Annotated in this window: 19 protein-coding genes and 1 tRNA gene; 11 read left to right on the top strand and 9 right to left on the bottom strand. The window is 58.7% G+C overall.

Annotated elements, in window-relative coordinates:
• Positions 1 to 11 precede the first annotated feature (11 nt).
• From P2W41_RS11610 to P2W41_RS11585, 6 genes are all read left to right on the top strand, one after another.
• Entirely contained in the window at positions 12 to 1,715 is a 1,704-nt protein-coding gene (locus P2W41_RS11610; RefSeq protein WP_404933219.1) for a ribonuclease J, read from the top strand.
• A 52-nt stretch (positions 1,716 to 1,767) separates the two neighbouring features.
• Positions 1,768 to 2,172, top strand: a complete 405-nt coding sequence (mce, locus tag P2W41_RS11605) for a methylmalonyl-CoA epimerase (protein ID WP_292895009.1) — start codon at positions 1,768 to 1,770, stop codon at positions 2,170 to 2,172.
• A 9-nt stretch (positions 2,173 to 2,181) separates the two neighbouring features.
• Complete coding sequence (locus P2W41_RS11600) at positions 2,182 to 2,451, top strand: DUF1467 family protein (RefSeq protein WP_292895012.1); 270 nt, start codon at positions 2,182 to 2,184, stop codon at positions 2,449 to 2,451.
• A 503-nt stretch (positions 2,452 to 2,954) separates the two neighbouring features.
• Positions 2,955 to 4,286: a proline--tRNA ligase gene (gene proS, locus P2W41_RS11595; RefSeq protein ID WP_292895015.1), complete on the top strand. Its 1,332-nt coding sequence runs from the start codon at positions 2,955 to 2,957 to the stop codon at positions 4,284 to 4,286.
• A gap of 47 nt (positions 4,287 to 4,333) precedes the next feature.
• Positions 4,334 to 5,647 carry a lipoprotein-releasing ABC transporter permease subunit gene (locus P2W41_RS11590; protein WP_292895018.1) on the top strand — a complete coding sequence of 438 codons (1,314 nt, stop codon included), beginning with the start codon at positions 4,334 to 4,336 and terminating at the stop codon, positions 5,645 to 5,647.
• Positions 5,647 to 6,333 (top strand): ABC transporter ATP-binding protein, encoded by a 687-nt coding sequence (locus tag P2W41_RS11585; RefSeq protein WP_404933218.1) that lies wholly within the window; start codon positions 5,647 to 5,649, stop codon positions 6,331 to 6,333. The genes P2W41_RS11590 and P2W41_RS11585 overlap by 1 nt, the downstream gene beginning before the upstream one ends.
• A gap of 418 nt (positions 6,334 to 6,751) precedes the next feature.
• Here the strand turns inward: P2W41_RS11585 and ggt are convergent, their stop codons facing one another.
• Both ggt and lipB read right to left on the bottom strand, forming a co-directional pair.
• Positions 6,752 to 8,512 (bottom strand): gamma-glutamyltransferase, encoded by a 1,761-nt coding sequence (gene ggt / locus P2W41_RS11580; protein WP_404933217.1) that lies wholly within the window; start codon positions 8,510 to 8,512, stop codon positions 6,752 to 6,754.
• A gap of 132 nt (positions 8,513 to 8,644) precedes the next feature.
• Positions 8,645 to 9,361, bottom strand: coding sequence for a lipoyl(octanoyl) transferase LipB (gene lipB / locus P2W41_RS11575; protein ID WP_404933216.1), 717 nt, complete (start codon positions 9,359 to 9,361; stop codon positions 8,645 to 8,647).
• A 184-nt stretch (positions 9,362 to 9,545) separates the two neighbouring features.
• Here lipB and P2W41_RS11570 point away from each other — a divergent pair.
• A tRNA-Leu gene (locus P2W41_RS11570) sits at positions 9,546 to 9,630 on the top strand.
• 263 nt (positions 9,631 to 9,893) lie between these two features.
• On the opposite strand, the gene P2W41_RS11565 is transcribed toward P2W41_RS11570, so the two are convergent.
• The 4 genes from P2W41_RS11565 to P2W41_RS11550 all read right to left on the bottom strand — a co-directional run bounded on the left by P2W41_RS11565 (position 9,894) and on the right by P2W41_RS11550 (position 13,093).
• Positions 9,894 to 10,664: a class I SAM-dependent methyltransferase gene (locus P2W41_RS11565; RefSeq protein ID WP_404933215.1), complete on the bottom strand. Its 771-nt coding sequence runs from the start codon at positions 10,662 to 10,664 to the stop codon at positions 9,894 to 9,896.
• A 928-nt stretch (positions 10,665 to 11,592) separates the two neighbouring features.
• A complete protein-coding gene (locus tag P2W41_RS11560; RefSeq protein ID WP_292895033.1) occupies positions 11,593 to 11,721 on the bottom strand; it encodes a hypothetical protein in 129 nt (42 codons plus the stop codon).
• 113 nt (positions 11,722 to 11,834) lie between these two features.
• Positions 11,835 to 12,626, bottom strand: coding sequence for an arylmalonate decarboxylase (locus tag P2W41_RS11555; RefSeq protein WP_292895036.1), 792 nt, complete (start codon positions 12,624 to 12,626; stop codon positions 11,835 to 11,837).
• A 221-nt stretch (positions 12,627 to 12,847) separates the two neighbouring features.
• The gene (locus P2W41_RS11550) at positions 12,848 to 13,093 is read right to left on the bottom strand and encodes a hypothetical protein (RefSeq protein WP_292895039.1); all 246 of its coding nucleotides are present in this window, start codon (positions 13,091 to 13,093) and stop codon (positions 12,848 to 12,850) included.
• 322 nt (positions 13,094 to 13,415) lie between these two features.
• On the opposite strand from P2W41_RS11550, the gene P2W41_RS11545 reads away from it, so the two are divergent.
• Positions 13,416 to 14,855 (top strand): sodium:alanine symporter family protein, encoded by a 1,440-nt coding sequence (locus P2W41_RS11545; RefSeq protein ID WP_292895042.1) that lies wholly within the window; start codon positions 13,416 to 13,418, stop codon positions 14,853 to 14,855.
• A gap of 65 nt (positions 14,856 to 14,920) precedes the next feature.
• Here P2W41_RS11545 and P2W41_RS11540 read toward each other — a convergent pair whose 3' ends face one another.
• Entirely contained in the window at positions 14,921 to 15,169 is a 249-nt protein-coding gene (locus P2W41_RS11540) for a hypothetical protein (protein ID WP_229447108.1), read from the bottom strand.
• A gap of 339 nt (positions 15,170 to 15,508) precedes the next feature.
• Here P2W41_RS11540 and P2W41_RS11535 point away from each other — a divergent pair, with 339 nt between their 5' ends.
• The 3 genes from P2W41_RS11535 (at position 15,509) to proX (ending at position 18,801) form a co-directional block, all read left to right on the top strand.
• A complete protein-coding gene (locus P2W41_RS11535; protein WP_292895049.1) occupies positions 15,509 to 16,759 on the top strand; it encodes a glycine betaine/L-proline ABC transporter ATP-binding protein in 1,251 nt (416 codons plus the stop codon).
• Complete coding sequence (locus P2W41_RS11530; protein WP_404933214.1) at positions 16,756 to 17,688, top strand: ABC transporter permease; 933 nt, start codon at positions 16,756 to 16,758, stop codon at positions 17,686 to 17,688. The genes P2W41_RS11535 and P2W41_RS11530 overlap by 4 nt, the downstream gene beginning before the upstream one ends.
• Before the next feature lie 102 nt (positions 17,689 to 17,790).
• The gene (gene proX, locus P2W41_RS11525) at positions 17,791 to 18,801 is read left to right on the top strand and encodes a glycine betaine/L-proline ABC transporter substrate-binding protein ProX (RefSeq protein WP_292895055.1); all 1,011 of its coding nucleotides are present in this window, start codon (positions 17,791 to 17,793) and stop codon (positions 18,799 to 18,801) included.
• Between the two features lie 115 nt (positions 18,802 to 18,916).
• On the opposite strand, the gene P2W41_RS11520 is transcribed toward proX, so the two are convergent.
• Together P2W41_RS11520 and P2W41_RS11515 are read right to left on the bottom strand one after the other, a co-directional pair.
• Positions 18,917 to 19,195 carry a hypothetical protein gene (locus tag P2W41_RS11520; protein WP_404933213.1) on the bottom strand — a complete coding sequence of 93 codons (279 nt, stop codon included), beginning with the start codon at positions 19,193 to 19,195 and terminating at the stop codon, positions 18,917 to 18,919.
• A 41-nt stretch (positions 19,196 to 19,236) separates the two neighbouring features.
• Positions 19,237 to 19,689 (bottom strand): TspO/MBR family protein, encoded by a 453-nt coding sequence (locus P2W41_RS11515; protein WP_404933212.1) that lies wholly within the window; start codon positions 19,687 to 19,689, stop codon positions 19,237 to 19,239.
• Between the last annotated feature and the right edge of the window lie 157 nt (positions 19,690 to 19,846).

The raw sequence follows: 19,846 nt of genomic DNA, 5'->3' as shown, positions 1-19,846 counted from the left end.
GAAGGGGACCCATGGCGCGTTCCAGCACAAAAAAGCCGGCCAAGAGCGGCGATCTGAAAAATTCCGAGCTGGTTTTCTGCCCGCTTGGCGGTGTCGGCGAGATCGGCATGAATTTCGGGCTCTATGGGTTTGGGCCCGCCGCCAAACGCGAATGGATCGTTGTTGATTGCGGTGTCACCTTTCCGGGGCCGGAGCTTCCCGGCGTCGATCTGGTTTTGCCCGACATCAGCTTCATCCGTGGCGAGGTCGATCGGCTGCGTGGCATCGTGATCACCCACGCGCATGAAGACCACTACGGTGCCGTGCTCGATCTTTGGCCGCTGCTCAAGTCCGATGTCTGGATGACGCCTTTTGCCGCCGGACTTCTGGAAGCCAAGCGCCAGTCCGAATCCGGGGCACCCGATGTGCCGGTGAAGATATTCAGGGCCGGCGAAACATTCGAGATCGGTCCGTTCAGCATCGAGGCCATTGCCGTCGCGCACTCCATCCCCGAGCCGGTTTCGCTGGCCATCACCACGCCGCTCGGCAGGGTGGTGCATACGGGCGACTGGAAGATCGATCCGGCGCCCGCCATCGGTCCCAAGACCGACGAGTCACGCTTCCGCGCTATCGGCGATGAAGGCGTTCTGGCGCTCGTCTGCGATTCCACCAACGCCATGCGCGAAGGCGAATCGCCCACCGAACAGGCCGTTGGCGAAGGGCTGAAGGAAGTGATCGAGGCGGCGTCCGGCCGTGTCGTCGTCACCACCTTCTCTTCGAATGTCGGGCGCATCCGCTCTATCGCGGAGGCCGCGCGCGATGCCGGTCGCCAGCTTCTCGTGCTCGGCCGTTCCATGAAACGCGTTATCGATGTGGCCACGGAACTTGGCTATCTCGATGGTCTCCCCGAATATCTGGATGAAGACGAATTCCAGCATGTGCCCCGCGACAAGGTTGTGGTTCTGTGCACCGGAAGCCAGGGCGAGAGCCGCGCCGCGCTCGCCAAGCTCGCCCGCGACGAGATGCGCAATGTCGCGCTCACGGCGGGCGATACGGTGGTCTATTCCTCGCGCCTCATCCCCGGCAACGAGAAGGCGGTTCTGGAGACCAAGAACCGTCTGATCGAGATGGGCATTGAGATCATCGAGGATGACGACGCATTGGTCCACGTGTCCGGTCATCCGCGTCGGAGCGAATTGAAGCGCATGTATTCCTGGGTGCGTCCGCAGATCCTCGTGCCGGTGCATGGCGAGGCCGCGCATCTGGTAGCGCAGGGCTCGCTCGGCGCGATGGAAGGCATTCCCGAGGTCACGCAGGTGCGCAATGGCGACATGCTGCGCCTTGCTCCCGGACCGGCCGAAATCATCGGCGAGGTCCAGCATGGGCGTTTCTTCAAGGATGGCCGGCTTCTGGGCGACGATGAAGAGATGGGCATCCGCGATCGCCGCAAACTTTCCTATGCCGGCCATGTCGTGCTCAATGTCGTGCTTGATGAACGCTTCAATCTCGATGGCGACCCCGATATCGTCGCCATCGGTGTGGCCGAGCGTGATGCGCGGGGAGAGCTTCTCGAGGACATCATGCTGGACGCAGCATCCGGTGCTTTGCGCAGCATTCCGCGCAACCGCCGCAAGGATCTCGACCTGGTGTCGGAATCAGTCCGCCGTGCGGTGCGCAATGCGGCAAATGCCGCATGGGGCAAAAAGCCCATTGTGACGGTCTTCGTCACGCAATAAGCAAAGGGGTGGGGTGCCAGTCACCTCACCGCATTGCAGGAGATGTCAGCCGATGCTTGGAAAGCTCAATCACGTGGCAATCGCCGTGCCTGATCTTGAGAAGGCGTCGGCCCTTTATCGCGATACGCTGGGCGCGAAGGTTTCCGTACCGCAGGCCTTGCCCGAGCACGGTGTCACGGTGGTCTTCATTGAACTCGACAATACGAAGGTCGAACTGCTTGAACCACTCGGTGAAGGGTCGCCCATTGCCGGGTTCCTTTCAAAGAATCCAGACGGCGGCATGCATCACATTTGCTACGAGGTGGCTGACATCTCAGCCGCGCGCGACCGGCTGAAAGCGGATGGCGCGCGCATTCTTGGAGACGGACAGCCGAAGATCGGTGCCCATGGCAAGCCAGTCCTCTTTCTTCACCCCAAGGACTTTACTGGCACCCTTGTCGAACTCGAACAGGTCTGAGGTTCACCAATGGGCTGGGTTTCTCTTCTCGCCGTATTTTTCATTGTCTGGTGGACCGTGCTTTTCATCGCACTGCCGTTCGGCCTGCGCACACAGGAAGAAGACGGTGAGGTGACACTCGGCACCACCGAAAGCGCGCCGCGCGGGCCGCATATGCTGCGGGCACTCATCCGCACAACGATCATCGCGCTGCTCATTTGCGGCCTTCTGGTTCTGATGACCCGCGGTCTGGGATACTCGTTTGACGACATCCCAAGGGTCGTGCCCAGGTTCGACTGAACCGATAGCTTACGGTCTCAAAAACCGTTTCGCACGCACCCGAAATCTTCGATCATGAACGGTGCCGGGCATGAGGGTGTCCGGGCCCTGGACATCGGTCGGGGCAGGGCGGCTTCTCCCAAAAAAAATGCAAGGCCCAAAGGCCTTGCTAACTCAACGCGTCCGATCCTTTGCCGTATCATCGTCGGCGGCTGCGAGTTACCGCGCCTGGACCGCATCCTCCCAAGACTTTGACCGCGTAATGAGGATGAATTTCAGCTCCACCCTCTTATTATGGGAGGGCACCATAGAGCAAGTTGAGACGAAATGTCACGAGGAAAATTGCCTTTGAAATGCTTTGTTATCAAATTGCTCTGCGGTGGCGGTTTTGAAGAACGGAGCACGGGGCGGCCATATGGCTTCGGCTTTTCATTCTGTTGCGAAATGGTTAAGACACCGGCCTTGAACCGTTTGTCATTTTGATTCCGAACAGGCTCTGCCGAGCCGCTTCCATGGATACGTATATGCGACTGTCGCGCTACTTTCTGCCGATCCTGAAAGAAACCCCTCGTGAGGCTGAAATCGTCTCTCACCGTCTGATGCTGCGTGCCGGTATGATCCGTCAGCAGGGCGCCGGGAGCTTTTCCTGGCTGCCGCTGGGTAAGCGCGTTCTCGACAAGGTCAATCAGATCATCCGCGAAGAGCAGAACCGGGCAGGGGCCCAGGAAATCCTGATGCCCACCATCCAGTCGGCCGATCTGTGGATGGAGAGCGGGCGCTATGACGATTACGGCAAGGAGATGCTGCGCATCACCGACCGGCACGAGCGCAAGATGCTCTATGGCCCAACCAATGAAGAGATGGTGACGGACATCTTCCGTTCCTACGTCAAATCCTACAAGGATCTGCCGCTCAATCTCTATCACATCCAGTGGAAGTTTCGCGATGAGGTGCGCCCGCGCTTCGGCGTTATGCGTTCGCGCGAGTTTTTGATGAAGGATGCCTATTCCTTCGATCTCGACTTCGAGGGCGCGAAGGCCGCTTACAACCGCATGTTCGTTGCCTATCTGCGCACATTTGCACGGATGGGCCTGCAGGCGATCCCGATGCGCGCCGACACCGGACCTATCGGCGGCGATCTCAGCCACGAATTCATCATCCTCGCCTCCACCGGCGAGAGCGAGGTGTTCTGCCGCAAGAAGTTCCTCGATCTGCAAGTGCCGGGCGCTGATGTCGATTTCAGCAATGATGCGGAGATTGCCGACATCGTGACCACCTGGACAACGCCCTATGCGGCAACCGACGAGATGCATGACGAAGCTGCATGGAACGCTATTCCCGATGAGGAGAAAGTTTCTGCGCGCGGTATCGAAGTCGGTCATATTTTCCACTTCGGCACCAAGTATTCCAAGCCGATGAACGCGACCGTCACCGGTCCTGACGGCAAGGAGCATCATGTGTCCATGGGATCCTACGGTATTGGCCCAAGCCGCCTGCTGGCGGCCATCATTGAAGCCAGCCACGACGAGAACGGCATCATCTGGCCGGAGAGCGTCGCGCCTTTCGATGTGGGCCTGATCAACATGAAGGTGGGTGACGAAGCCTGCGACCGCATCTGCGAAGAGCTTTACGGAAAGCTGCAGGCTGCGGGCAGGGATGTGCTTTATGACGATACGGACCAGCGCGCCGGCGGCAAGTTTGCCACCGCGGACCTGATTGGTCTTCCCTGGCAATTGGTGGTCGGCCCGCGGGGTGTCGCCAATGGCGAGGTGGAGCTCAAGAACCGGGCCTCCGGAGAGCGGGTTTCCCTGTCGGTCGAAGATGCGCTCAACCGTCTCGCTCAGGGCGTCGCATGAGGCGATGCCGCGATTTTCGTTTGCGCAAGAGCCTTTGAGGTCGAGCCATGAGTGAAGCCGCCACCAGCGGAGAAGCCACGCAGAGCGCCCCGGGGAAACCTCTCGGCGCCGGACCGTTCTCCCGTTTCGAGCGGCTGATCGCCTGGCGCTACCTTCGCTCTCGCCGGAAAGAGACGGTCATCTCGGTGATCGCCTCCATTTCATTCATTGGCATCATGCTGGGCGTGGCGACGCTGATTGTCGTGATGGCGGTGATGAATGGTTTTCGCGCCGAATTGCTTACCCGTATTCTTGGCGTCAACGGTCATCTCATCGTGCAGCCCATCGATATGCCGATGGATGATTATGAGGGTGTGGCCAGTCGCATTGAGGGCGTCGAGGGCGTTCGCATCGCCATGCCGATGGTGCAGGGGCAGGTGCTTGTTTCCGGCCGCAGCGGAGCGGGAACGGGGGCCGTGGTGCGCGGCGTGCGCGCAGACGATCTGTCTCGTCTCGAACTGGTTTCCGATAACATCAAGGAAGGCTCTCTTGTCGGCTTTGCTGCAGGTGAGGGGCTCGCTGTCGGTTCTCGCATGGCGCAGAATCTGGGTCTTACGGTTGGCGATTCCGTTACGCTGGTTGCCCCTGATGGCGACATTACGCCCTTCGGGACAACACCACGCGTGAAGACCTACCCGATCTCAGCCACATTCGAGATCGGCATGTCGGAATACGATTCTTCCATCATCTACATGCCGCTCCAGGAGGCGCAGCTCTATTTCAATGCGGAGGGGCTGGTGCAGTCGATCGAGCTTTTCGTCGACAATCCCGATGCCGTGGACGTCCTGCGCCCCAGGGTGGAAGAGGCCGCTCAGCGTCCCATCCTTCTCTCCGACTGGCGCCAGCGCAACAGCACCTTCTTCTCCGCGCTCGAAGTGGAGCGCAACGTCATGTTCATGATCCTGACGATGATCGTTCTTGTCGCCGCACTCAACATCATTTCCGGTCTTGTGATGCTGGTGAAGGACAAGGGGCACGACATCGCTATTCTGCGCACCATGGGAGCGACGAGTGGGGCCATCATGCGCATCTTCTTGATGACGGGCGCGGCGATCGGCGTTGCCGGCACGCTTGCCGGTGTCATTCTCGGTGTCGTCATCTGCTGGAACGTCGAGTCCATTCGCCAGTTCTTCTCCTGGCTTTCAGGCACCACGATCTTTGATCCCGAACTCTATTTCCTGAGCCAGTTGCCGGCCAAGATGGAAGCGGGCGAAACAGTTGCGGTCATTATCATGGCTCTCGTTCTGTCCTTCGTGGCAACGCTCTTTCCTGCCTGGCGGGCCTCCCGGCTCGATCCGGTCGATGCTCTGAGGTATGACTGATGGCGGCACCCATTCTGGAACTGAAGGGCATAGAGCGCAGCTACCGCGAGGGCGAGGGCAGGCTCACCATCCTCCGGGATGCCGCATTTTCCCTGAACCCGGGCGAGATGGTGGCGCTGGTTGCCCCGTCAGGAGCTGGCAAGTCGACATTGCTGCATCTGGCAGGACTCCTTGAGGCACCGGACTCCGGTGAGGTGATTGTCGGAGGTCAGGCGTGCGGTCGGCTCGCGGATGATGCGCGCACTGCGATCCGGCGTAACGAGATCGGCTTCGTCTACCAGTTTCATCATCTGCTGCCGGAGTTCTCCGCGGAAGAGAACGTCATGATCCCGCAGATGATCACCGGCATGGCACCGGCAGAGGCGAAGGAGCGTGCGGGACAGCTTCTTGATTACCTGCGTGTTGGCCACCGGGCGAGCCACAGGCCGGCCGAGCTGTCGGGTGGCGAGCAGCAAAGGGTGGCCATCGCCCGGGCTGTCGCCAACGCCCCGCGTATTCTTCTCGCGGATGAGCCGACCGGCAATCTCGACCCCAAGACGGCAGGCTATGTGTTCGACGCGCTGGAGGCGCTCGTGCGTCAGTCCGGCCTTGCAGCCCTGATCGCCACTCACAATCATGAACTGGCCGCGCGGATGGACCGCGTCGTCACGCTGAGCGGCGGCAAGGTTGTCGCCTGGACCGGGTAACGCATCAGCAGCGTCCCTGCGTGTCGATAGCCTCCGGACGACCGAGGGGCTTCTGAACGTTTGTTTGCGAATTAACCCTACGTAAACCCTGATTGCCAGGCCCGGAAGAGGCGCCTTCTATCGCACTTGACGATGGAACAAAAATAGAACATAAAGGGATTATAAAGTGATCAGGAGGGATAAATGACCGATCTTGTCCAGGATGTCGTCTCGCTCGTTGCCGTCAGTTCCTTTATCATGATGGCTGCTGTGGTGATCGGCGCCATTTGATGCTTGCCGGTGCCGTGCGTGTGATGTCAGGCACCGCCCGAATGTGAAAGAGGCGGGAAGGCCCGCCTCTCTGTCTGTGCTGTGTTGCTTCCCATGAAGCCGTGCCATGCAGAAACCTGCAGCTGTCATTTCTGAACTACGCTGTTGACTAGTCGCCAATAGCCACGCCTTCGCGGCGCGGGTCGGCAGCCCCTTCCAGACCTTCCGGAGTGAGCGTGATGCCGTGCAGGCCGGAGTTGAGGTCGCCGATGGATGTCTTGAAGCCAAGCGCGTCGAGATCGTTCTGCATCTCCTCGGCTTTGGTGCCGGCTTCCAGCGTGTAGGTGCCGAAACGATTTGTCAGATGCGGCAGGTCGATGGCCTGTTGCATGTTCATGCCCCAGTCTGTCAGTGCGATGATCGCGTTCGCGACATAGGGTATGATGTTGCTACCGCCAGGCGAGCCAAGCGCGTGGAGCGGTTTTCCGTCCTTCAGAACGATCGTCGGCGACATGGAGGAGCGCGGACGCTTGCCTGGTTCGACCCGGTTGGCCACAGCCTCGCCATCGGCTTCAGGCGCAAACGAGAAATCCGTGAGCTGATTGTTGAGGATGAAACCGGCCGCCAACTGGCGTGAGCCGAAAGCGCTTTCCACCGATGTCGTCATTGAGGCGATGTTGCCCGCCTTGTCGACAATAACGAAATGTGACGTCGAGGGCTGCTCGAGACTCATGCCGTCGATGCGCAATTCGGCTTTATCCCATGGCGGATCTCCAGCCTTCACGTCATCCGCGCCAAGGGCGGTGGGACGGCGGATCAGTGCCGCACGCGCTTTCAGATATTCCTGGTCGAGAAGACCCTTCGGCATATTGACGAAATCGCTGTCGGCCATGTAGCGGCCCCGGTCGGCGAAGGCGAGCCGCGTTGCGTCACCAATGATGCGCCAGCTTTCGGGGTCCTCGGGGCCGAGACTGCCCAGGTCGAATGTGCCAACCATACCGAGGATCTGCCCGACGGTCAGCGCGCCGGAGGAGGGGGGACCCATTCCGCAAACCTCAAATTCGCGGTAGGGAGCGCATACCGCGTCACGCTCCTTCACCTCGTACCCCGCCAGATCCTCAAGTGTCAGAAGGCCGGGATTGTCTTTATGTGCCTTGACCGCCGCCACGATCTGCTGAGCGACCGGTCCCTTGTAGAAGCCGTCTGCTCCATACTCGGCAATTCGTTTCAGTGTTGCGGCATAGTCCGGATTTTTCAGGATCGATCCGACCGCGACTGCCTCGCCATCCTTGTCATAAAAATAGGCGCGGGCGGCAGGTTGCGTGTCGAGCCGGCCCTTGTCTTCCTCGATGAGAGCGTGAAGCCGGGGCGAGACAGTAAAACCCGCTTCCGCCAGCCGGATGGCCGGTTCAAGAAGCTTTGGCCACTCAAGCTTTCCGGCACGTTTGTGGATGGTTTCCATCAGGCGCACCACGCCCGGTGCACCGACCGAGCGTCCGCCGACCACGGCATCGAAGAAGGCAAGCGGTTCGCCCTGCTTGTCGAGGAACAGCTCTGGTGTTGCCGCGGCGGGCGCGGTTTCCCGTCCATCGAAGGTTGTGACCTTGCCGGTTTCAGCGTCATACCAGACAAGGAATGCTCCGCCGCCAATGCCCGATGATTGCGGCTCTACCAGACCGAGCACCGTCTGCACGGCGACGAGTGCATCGGCAGCACTTCCGCCGTTGCGGAGAATGTCGAGACCCGCCTCCGCCGCAAGCGGATTGGCGGCCGCCACCATCTGTTCTTTTGCGTGAACCGTCGTTTTGGATGTAAGCCCGCTTGCGCTCTCGGGTGCGTGGGCATCGGTCGCCTGTTGGGCAATCGCTGCAGGACTGGTCATGGAGAGGGAAATGAGGGCAATGGCCCCAAGGGCATGTGATAATCGCATCGTGGCGCTCCTCCGTCAGAGCGCCGCGCATCCCGAACCGGATCGCCGAAACGCTCTCAAGCCTTGCGTGACGCGACTGCCAGCCATTTGCGATCGCGCCATCGCTTATTCATGCCGGACCTGTCCCGGGCGTCAACGGCTTTCCGCAGGGCCGAACACCTCGGCAAAAGCGGCTTTGAGCGCGAGGTCGAGATCCTCCATCGTCACCGGCAGACCAAGATCGACCAGGCTGGTGACACCATAACCGCTTATACCGCAGGGTACGATGCCGCCGAAATGAGCCAGATCCGGCTCGACGTTGATCGAGATGCCGTGAAAGCTGACCCAGCGCCGCAGGCGAATCCCGATGGCGGCAATCTTGTCTTCGGCGGGCAGGCTCCCGGGCAGGGGCGGCTTGTCCGGCCGTACCACCCAGACACCGACACGATCCTCGCGCCGCTCGCCCTTGATGTTGAACCGTTCCAGCGTAGCGATAATCCAGGCTTCCAGGGCAGCGATGAAGGCGCGCACATCCTCGCGGCGGGTCTTCAGGTCAAGCATCACATAGGCGACCCTCTGGCCCGGCCCATGATAGGTGTATTCGCCGCCGCGGCCCGTCTTGTAGACCGGGAAGCGGCCTTTCTCGAGCAGGTCGGCGCTATTGGCGCTTGTACCGGCTGTGTAGAGCGGTGGGTGCTCCACCAGCCATACGAGCTCAGAGGCTTTCCCTTCGCGAATCAGGCCGGCTCGCTCTTCCATAAAGGCGACGGCCTGTTCGTAATCGGTCAAGCCCGGTTCGGTTCGCCATTCCACGGGCGCACCCGCCACGCGCGGCAGGAATTCCGTGTCGATCTGGCCGCGTTCGCTCATCGCATCATCCCGTCAGGTACTGAAACTGCCCGACACATATGGAGACAAACCGGTTACGGGTCCAGTGCACGGCGGTCATGTGGGTTCAGATGATTTTTTTCGTCTTTTTGAAGAAGGGCGCTTGTTTACCGAAATCCGATTTGCTACATGCCCGTTGCCGGTGTGAACCGGCCTCCAGCTGCGTGCGGTCGTGGCGGAATTGGTAGACGCGCAGCGTTGAGGTCGCTGTGGGGCAACCCGTGGAAGTTCGAGTCTTCTCGACCGCACCAAGCTCGCTCTGGAATAGTCAATTTTACTGGCCTTCCGGCGTCTGCGTCTGGCCTCAGCGCTTTTTGAGGCCTTGTGCCTGCCCTGATTTCCCAAATAGACTGATGAACATTGCGCCTTTGGTTGGTGTTGCCTGCCATCTGACATTCCGCTTGCAAGGCCCCAGCCGAGACACCGCTTCTGTAAGAAGAAGATGACGGAATGTGCGTCTCGGCGCCTGTGAATGTATAACGATGACGCCCAGATAAAATTCGACGGCCCGGACTTAGTTCCGATCCACCATTCGATAGGGCAAGTTCAGCGGATTGCCGAAATCCCACTCCTTCTGAGCTTTTGGCGACGCCTCAAAGGATGCCACTGTGGCCCGAATCATTTCACGCTGTCGCGCGTGTGGAAAGAGTGTCAGGAAATATTCCGCTGCTTCTTTGATATCGGAGACAGACATTTCCTGAGCGTAGCCTGCCTGAACTTCCCGTTTCGAAGGAACGATTTTTGTCCCAAATATCACGGAATGCTCTTGGCAGTAGGAGAGAAATTCAAAGTATTTTCGTAGCTTATACATGCTATGCAAAAGCCATGGATCTTTAAAGAAGAGGAAATCTTGCTGGATAACAAGAGATTTTGGTTTTAATTTTGTGAAAAAATTACTAAGTATATGATCATTTATATATCTGCTTTTTGAAAGATCAACAAAAAGCAAGGATATTTCATCGCCTAGCCATTCTTCATTGAGTATATCTCCCTGATTTACGGTCAGGAAATCGGAGAATTCGGACGTGAAGTGGCGGAAGGCGGGGAGGCAATCGTCTGGACGCGCGGCATCTACAGGGAAGTCCGGAAAGAACCGCTTGCGCAAATTCTCTCCTGCGTGAAACATATCGTAGGAGTGAATTTTGTCGGTCCTGCCAGATCGGCGCAGGCCGACAGCTAGACTCACTGTGGAGCCTCCAAGAAAGCAACCGAGATCTACTATCGGACCGGGGGGTGCGTTTTCTGCTGCCCAGCTCAGCATTCGCATCTCTTCGCGTGTTAACATTGTAGGGTAGCTCCGGAACCAGTTCGGTTCATTGGCCCACCAGGAGTTCCATGGCATTTCGCGAACGGTTTGCCAGAGTTTTGGGGTCTCCCTCACACGCCACAACATCTTTCTCCTCCATATGTGATTTCAATTCGGGCGAAACCGGTACCCAGAAATTTCAGCCTGAAAAGTCGAATAATTCAGTCCCTGCAGAAAGGTCATTCCAACCGCTTCGTCCCAGTGCGTGTCAAGCGAAACGTTACCGGGCAGAGTGTGGGAGCAAGCCTTTTGGGCGAAGAGAACAACACTCACCCATCGGCAACCTAGGGTAGCTGTCTGGGAATGCATTGGGGATTGGTGCGATAACGTAATCAGCGTGAGTGCTGGTTTTTCACCCGATCGATCGCTGCCCGTGCACGCGCTTTCAAAAATCGCGGAAGCACCAAAGCCGTGTCACTTCTCAATCGCGGGGACGGTGCCTCTGTCAGGTGGCTCTTCGAGAGACTGACCTGTCGAGCTTCGATCGTAGGCTTGGTCGAAGTGAACTGTGTCAGGTTCGATAATGAACGAATAATGCTTGAAGGCGAAGCAAAGGGAACCACGGCGTTTGAGAACACGCCACTCCGGCGCGGTTCCCCTGGCTGTGATGACAGACCGTGCATTCCAGCAATCCTTGCCGAACTTAACCTGTGTTAATTCACGTGGTTTGTATGCGTGCTAACGAGGGGCGTCCCGACCGTTGGGGGCGATGGGTGGGGCGCTTTCGCTCTCGATCATCGATTGAGCGAACAAGGAATCTTCTTCGATTTGCGTCGAGGAAGATTTTTTGTTTGGGCTCCACATTCGTCCCGAGAGCCGCAGGCCCCTGCCGTTTGCACCCCTGCCGATCCGGGGGAACGCTGTCGGGCAAAAGGCATCCGCACGCTGGCCGTTATACGGCTTTGGGTTATACGGCTTTGGGGTGTCCGTTAAGATACACGCGGCTGATCATGCGGGCCAGAAATTCCACCATGGCGGTGGACAGCACCACAAAGGAGATTATGAGAGCGAGCGCATCTAGAAATTCCAGAAACATATCAACCGTTTCTTGCCACGATTCGTCATCAGGGTAATCCCCCGACGCGAAAATCGATGCATCACGATTTCTTTGCGCTCTTAAGAATTGCCCTCCGCGCATCCTGTGTCTGATCAGAACTGTCGCAGCAATTCGCCAAAACCGGAGAGGCGATCCTCGACGCCTGCAAGCCGCAGGCAGTTCCACATCATGGCTTGATTGCTGACGATCACGGGCTTTCCTGTTTTCTTTTCAAGCGTCTCGACGATCTCCAGCGACCGCAACGCGCTGCAGCTTATCAGCAGTGCTTCTGCATCCGGCGTGTCGAGACTGGCGCCGAACTCGAGAAGATAGTCAGGTGTGACCCGAACCATTTCGCGGTCGTAGTCAAGGCCGAGGCCTGCGTAGGCCGTGATCTCGAAACCCGCTTTATCTTGCAGATAGCCAACGACGGTATCGGTTAGTTCATGAGCATACGGAGTGCCCACTGCAATGCGGCGCACCTGCAGGGCCCCAAGCGCCTTTGTCACGCTGCCCATCAGTGAAGTGGCGCAGGCAGTGGGCGCACCCTTGCTGAGTTCCGCGCAGACACGGGTTTCACCCACCGCGACGGTGCCTGAGGTGCAGGCAAGGCAAACAACGTCGAGATTGTCATCTGGCAAGATGCGGCCTGCTGTTTCGGCAAGGCTTTCGGTAAGCTGCGCAAGTGTGCCGGTAGAGATTTCATGCGGCATCCGTGCTCTGGAGAAGTAGACGCCGACGCCTGGCGGGGCCATGCGTACCATGTCCTCTTCCACCAGTTGATCGTTCGGCAGAAGGACAAAGCCGATCTTGGCGCGTTCATTGCGGCCTGCATCGAACCGCACGGGTGTTTTCACCTGCCGCTTGCGGCTCTGAAGCGGGGAGTTTTCTGGTTTGTCGAGCATTTGACACTGTTCTTCCGCGTTCTCGTCGCCGACCGAGGATCGGGCCTTTCACGCCTGTCACGCCACCGTACAATCGACGCGGCTGCGTCGTTTTCGGGGCAGGAACGCATTTTGAGGCATCCTGATCGGTGACACAGGCATACACCTGTTCTCGCGCCTTCCCAAATCGCGAAGGCGGCGCGCACGCAAGCCTCCTGGAAGATTGCGGGGCGGGAAGTGGATCAATCCGTTGCCGTGGCGCACCACGCGGCGCGACGCATGCGTGCGAGCGTGGCAATGTCGAGCTTTTCAGTCTTGATGGATGCGATCGCGATTTCGATGAGCGCGAGGTGAACCTGTTGGTGGCTCCACCCGCGCTCCCGTGCGGACGTCACAATGCGCCTTAGTGCCGGCTCTATCGCGTCTCGGCAGGTCTGCGCCTCGACGACAAAGTCGACCGGTGCGCAGGTCTCAAATGCGAGCGACATGCTTTCCCCCCGGGAACTGTCGTTAAGTTCAGATCGATAGGCAAGTTGATTGTGCTGGTGGGATACCACAACCCGGCCAATGGGACGAGTACGCTGATTGAGGTAGTCCCAGTTGCTGTAGGCGAGCGTTAGGAAAGTGTTAAAGCCGTCAGGTTGCCGGAACCCAGACAGGGTGAAGACAAGATTGATCCACTCCTGCCCCAGAGCACCAGTCTGCTTGTGGACGTGTGTTTCTTTGGGTGTGCTGCTTTTGATTGTGGGCTATTCTGCCGCATGGGCCGAGAGGCCGGAAAGTGCATTAGCGAAAAGCGAGGGTGCGACAGTGACATTCATCGAGAGCTTATTCGGCGTTATCGGAGACTTAACCTGGGGGTGGTCCCTGATCCCCATCCTTGTCGTCTTAGGTATATTCATCACCGCGTTGACCGGGTTTGTTCAACTTCAGTTCTTCAGGCGCATGTTCCGCGTCCTCTCTTCCAAAAATCAAAGCGGAGACCCCAATGCGATCTCCGCGCGAGCGGCGCTTCTCGTTTCCGTTGGCGGGCGGGTCGGTGGCGGCAATATCGCGGGCGTGGCCGTGGCCATCACGCTCGGTGGGCCAGGTGCGGTGTTCTGGATGTGGGCGATTGCTCTGGTGGGCATGGCGACCAGTCTGATCGAATGCTCCCTGGCGCAGCTCTACAAGCGCCGCGAACCGGACGGCACGTTTCGCGGCGGTCCGGCCCGGTCCATCATTCATGGTCTCGGTGAGGAATATAAGTGGCTCGCAGTGCTTTATGCGATCTGTCTGATCGCGGCATTCGCCATAGGATTCAATGCATTCCAGGGAAACACCGTCGCAGGCGCGGCGCAGGAAAGCCTGGGGATCGACCGGATGTGGTCGGGCATCCTTCTGACCGTGATCGCCGGCTTCATTGTCTTCGGCGGTATCCGCCGCATTGCCAGGGCCGCCGACGTGGTGGTTCCCGTCATGGCGATCGCCTATCTGCTGATGGCGGTGATTATTATCCTTTTAAACATCACCGAACTACCCGGTGTTCTCTACTCCATCGTCATGAATGCGTTCGGTCTGGAACAGGCTGTCGGTGGCGGCATGGGCGCCGCGCTTGCACAGGGTCTGCGGCGCGGTCTCTTCTCCAATGAGGCTGGTCTTGGTTCGGCGCCAAACGTGGCGGCTACGGCGGATGTGCGCCATCCGATCAGTCAGGGCATCACCCAGTCGTTCTCCGTATTCATCGACACAATGGTAATCTGCAGCTGCACCGCCTTCGTCATTTTATTGGGCGATGTATACACGCCGGGTTCTGAGGCTATTGACGGTGTTGTCCTCACTCAGCAATCGCTTGTTTCTCACCTTGGCGAATGGACCCAGTACTTCCTGACCTTCATCCTTCTGCTTTTTGCCTTCAGCTCGATCATCTACAATTACTATCTGGGAGAGAACGCGCTGACGGTGATCAGCGAACACCCCGCGGCCATCAACGCATTACGCTTGATCGTGATGGGGATCGTTTTTCTGGGCGCGGTGGCGCCCGGCGCGACCGCGGTGTTCTTCTTCTCTGACCCGATGATGGGCATCCTGGCGCTCGTCAATCTCATCGCCATCATGATGCTTCTGCCCACAGGCCTGAGGATACTGAAAGACTTCAGAGAGCAGCTGAAGGCAGGTGTCGAGCGACCGGTTCTCGACCCCGAGAAATTCCCGGATCTGGATATCGACCGCACCGCCTGGACAGGAAAGGTGAGTGCCGAAGCCGCCTGACCGCCATGTGAGGCCCGATTGGTCGAAGGGGCAGGGCAACCTGCCCCTTTTTCACATTCCCGGCTTCAGAAGCCCAGCAGAATGGCTGCCGCGATTGACATCGCCACGGCCAACGCCGTGAGGCCGACAAACACCCGCGCCTTATCGAGGAACATCGCATACCCCGCTCCCCATGCCGAGGTGCCTGCTCCGAGCGCGAAGAAGAACGCATCCCGCTCTCCGAAAGAGAGCGCAGCAGCCATCAGGCCGCCGATCACGATGGCTCCGAACGTTACGATGGTTGCAGCAGCATAGGCGTCGTAGCGGTCGTTCATTCTTCGTCCCTCTAAAATGCACTTGATGGCGTCATGGACGCCCACCCGCAGGCTTACCACTAGCAGGTCATTTCGTCGAAAGAAACGCTTCTTGCGGACGGACCCCCGCAAGCCGCCAGGCTGGGGATCAGCTATATTGAATGCTGAATTAATTTTCACTGACTGTTGCGATTCGAAATAACGCGCGTTATGTCAGTGCCCATGTATGGTATTTTCACATGACGCCCTAGGCAGAATGAAGTCTCGAACGGCGACTACAGAATGCAGGCGTGTGTGAAATATTTTACAGGTGTCCGACCTGTATTTCATTTTCCATAAAATAATCAGCCAAGAGGAATCATGAAACCCAAGCTACGGGTCGAGAATGTTTATAAGATATTTGGAGATCATCCAGAACAGGCGCTCGAAGGTCTGAAGCAGAATAAGACCAAGATCGAGATTTTTGAGGAAACAGGGCAGACCGTCGGCGTTCAGGACGTCAGTTTTGATGTCCGCGAAGGCGAGATTTTCGTGGTTATGGGCCTTTCGGGCTCCGGGAAGTCCACGCTTGTCAGAACCCTGAATGGCTTGATCCCTCCCACCTATGGTAAAATCCTGATTGACGAAGACGATGTGGCGAGCTGCTCTGCCGAGCGCCTGCGCAAGGTGCGGCGTGAGAAGATCACCATGGTGTTCCAGCATTTCGCACTCTTTCCCCACAAGACCGTCGCCGAGAACGCCGCCTATGGTCTGAAAATCAAGGGAGAGGGAGCCACACCACGCCGCGCAAAGGCTCTGGCCGCGCTGGAACAGGTCGGTCTTGCTGCTTATGCCGACAGCTACCCGGACGAACTGTCCGGTGGTATGCAACAGCGCGTGGGTCTTGCCCGTGGGCTTGCCACCGATCCGCAAATTCTCCTGATGGATGAGCCTTTCGGCGCGCTCGATCCTCTTATCCGCCGCGAAATGCAGGAGGAACTTCTTCATCTTCAGAAGAAGCTCAAGAAGACCATCATCTTCATCACCCACGATCTCAATGAGGCGCTGCTGCTGGGCGACAAGATCGCCATCATGAAGGACGGCCGCTTTGTTCAGGTCGGCACGGCGCAGGAGATCGTCGACAATCCAGCCGACGACTATGTCGCCGCCTTCGTCGGAGATATTGACCGCGGCCGTGTTTTCGATGCCGCGCATGTCGCCGAACGCCCGATCACCGTTGAGCTGGGTGAAAAGAACGCAGCGGAAAAGGCGCTCGACCTTATGGAGGAGCACAATCGCAACGCCCTCTACGTCGTCGAGGACGACCGGATCGCCGGTCTTGTCACCTATCAGGAACTGGCGGTCGCTGCCCGGGAAGAAGGCCGCACGGACCTTTCGGAAGTGCTCGTGACGGAAGTCCCCACGGTTTCGCGCGATACGCCGCTCAACGAGCTTTATGGTGCTGCAAGCGCCGGTTATCCCATAGCCGTTGCCGATAAGCGTGGCCGTCTTGCCGGGGTCATCGAACCGCAGGCGGTGTTTTCTCAGCTTTCAGGCGAGGAAAGCGAGGAGGTGGTCTCCACCACGGATGAAGCCGACGCCGGCGCCGCACAGAAAGGAGAACGCCAATGATCAGCCCTGCCGATCTCGTTCAGATACCGCTCGACGACTGGGTCAACAGTTTCGTTCGTGACTTTCTGGTACCGAATTTCCGCCCCTTCTTCCGCGCTATGCAGACACCGATCACGGCTGTTCTCGGCTGGCTTGATGCATTCTTTCACTGGCTGCCCATGCTGGTGTTCACAGCAGGCCTCACGCTGATAGCCTGGCGTACGGCGGGCCGCGGGGTTGCCATTTTCACGCTTGTTGCCCTCGCCTTCATAGACATGATCGGCCTCTGGTCGGAGACCATGACCACCCTGTCCATGATCATCACCTCGGTGCTGTTCTGCGCCATGATCGGCATCCCACTCGGCATCTGGAGTGCCCGCAGCGACCGTGTGCTCTTCGTTGTACGGCCGATTCTGGACATCATGCAGACGATCCCGTCCTTCGTTTATCTGGTGCCTATCGTGATGCTGTTCGGTGTAGGCATGGTGCCGGGCATCATCGCCACGATCATCTTTGCTCTTCCGCCGATCATTCGCCTCACCAATCTGGGAATCCGCAATGTGCGCGGCGATCTGATCGAAGCGGCGGAGGCCTTCGGCTCCACGCGCTGGCAGATGTTGTGGGAGGTGCAGTTTCCACTGGCACTACGCACCATCATGGCGGGTCTCAACCAGACCCTGATGCTGGCTCTGTCGATGGTGGTCATTGCAGCACTGATCGGCGCTGGCGGGCTCGGCCTTACAGTCTATACCGGCCTCGGTCGCCTCAATGTGGGGGCAGCGACCGCAGGCGGCATCGGCATCGTGCTTCTGGCGATTATCCTTGATCGCATCACCCAATCGCTCGGCGAAAAGAAAGCCGTGCACACGCCTTCGCTCTGGCAGACCCTGCGCTCAGTGTTTGCGCTCGGTAAGCCGGGTGACGAAGAAAAAGCGGGCAAGGCCGCATAGGGCACCGCCCGTCTCGCGGAGCGCGATCTGGCGTTCCGCATTCACGGCAGCGGCTCTGCCCTGCCACAATTGTCGAACACGAATTTATGGAGACTGCTTGTTATGACTGGTCTTAAGAGAAGCATTCCCGCAATCGCAGCCCTGGCGCTGCTTGGCTCCATCGCCATGCCGGCGATGGCGCAGGACGGCCCCGGTGCCGGTAAAACGATCAAGATGGCGCAGGCCACCTGGGACACAGGCTGGTTCCACGCTGAAATCTACAAGCAGATGTTTGAAGAGCTCGGCTACACGGTCGAAGGTCCGACCACGCTCGATAATCCGCCTTTCTATCAGGCGGTCGGGTATGGCGATGTCGACCTTTGGGTGAACGGCTGGTTCCCGATTCACGACACCTATCGTCCGGCTTTCGAGGCCACGGCGGAGATCGTCGGCGCGGTTGCGACCGGCGGCGCGCTTCAGGGCTACCTCATCGACAAGGCGTCGGCTGAGAAGTTCGAGATCAAGTCGCTTGACGACTTCAAGCGGGACGAGGTGAAGGAAGCCTTTGACCGTGATGGAGATGGCAAGGCGGATCTCGTGGCTTGCCCGCCCGGCTGGGGCTGTGAGGTGGCGATCGAGGATCACCTGACAAAATACGAGCTCAAGGATCACATCAACGAGATCAAGGCGAGCTACTCTGCCTCCATGGCGGATGCCGTCGCGGCCTATGAGAGCGGCGAACCCATCCTCTTCTACACCTGGACCCCCAACTGGACGGTCAACGAGCTGAAGATCGGCGAGGATGTTGTCTGGATTCAGGTTCCGGAAGAGGCCACGGAGGAGAATGCCGCAGCCGGGATCGATGGCTGTGTTGCCGATCCTTGCGTCATGGGCTTTGAGGCCAATGACATCGTGCCGGTTGCCAATTCCGGGTTCCTCGAGGAAAACCCGGCTGTTGCAACGCTGCTCAAGTCGGCTTCGATCCCGCTCGAGGACATTTTTGCCCAGAACGCGGCGATGAACGATGGCGCTGACAAGCCGGAAGACATCAAGAAGCAGGCTTCTGACTGGATTTCCGATAACCGCGATACCGTTGACGGTTGGCTCGATGCGGCCCGCAAGGCAGCCGAATAAATCCGATTGCCTTCAGGGCCTCATTGCTTGAGGTTTTCCAGCACATTTGGACCGCGTGCCTCGTCTGGCGCGCGGTCTTTTTTGGTGTGATGACGAGCGGTGCCGCCATGGGCGTTTACTGAAGCCGGGCTGGCGATGTGTAGATCGGCACATTGAGATCAAGCGGGCCGGGCGTCGTCAGACGCGGGATGTCCCGCTGACTGCGCATCCATTCCTGGTGCTGGTCTTCCAGCATATCGCGGCTGCGTTCCAGTTCACGCTGGATCCGAACCTGCCGCGCCTGTGCCGCTTCACTCTCGGGCCCGTCGTCCGCGCGCGCCAGAGTGCTCGTCAGCATTGCCGCTGCGAAGGCTGCCAGGACCATGCGATTGAAATGGACTTTCATGGTGCTCATTCAGGTCGCTCTGGAGCGCCCGGACAGGGGCGCATCCCTTCCTAGTTCAGGGTGAGAATTGCTCCGTTCAGCAAACCGGCGAACAAGACCCACGCCGCATAGGGCAGGAACATAAGGGCCGAAGGCCGGTCGACACGCCAGCTCGCGATGATAAAGCCGATAACCGTGGCCGCAAGAAGCAGGATGATCACGAGCGCGGGGCCGATCATGTGGAGCGAAAAGAAAGTGGGTGACCAGGCGAAGTTGAGAACAAGCTGCATCCACCACAGGTGCATTGCATTGCTCCGGCGTTCGCGCAGCCATATGCGTGCCCCGGCCACGGCAATCAGCACATAAAGCACAGCCCATACTGGGCCGAATATCCAGTTTGGCGGATTGAACACCGGTTTTTCAAGCCCCTCATACCAGGTTCCGGGTGCAGTCAGATATCCGACGGCAAGGCCGCCACCGACCACGAGAACAAGGAAAAAGGGGAGGGTGCGAAGAAGCGGCATCGTTTTGTTCCATTTGGTGGCTCGGATCGGCAAAACCTGCTCGGGCTGGAACCAGCTTATGCCGCAACGCATTAACGTTCGAGGGGGAGATGTGTTCCTGCCGCGCGGGAAGGCCCGGCCACAGCCAAAAATCTACGGCGGAAAGCATGGTGCCCCG

The sequence above is a fragment of the Nitratireductor sp. L15S-10 genome (assembly GCF_045011005.1).
Lineage (GTDB): Bacteria > Pseudomonadota > Alphaproteobacteria > Rhizobiales > Rhizobiaceae > Nitratireductor.
Note: the sequence above shows the minus strand (reverse complement) of the source record. Positions and strands in the feature narration are given on the sequence as shown.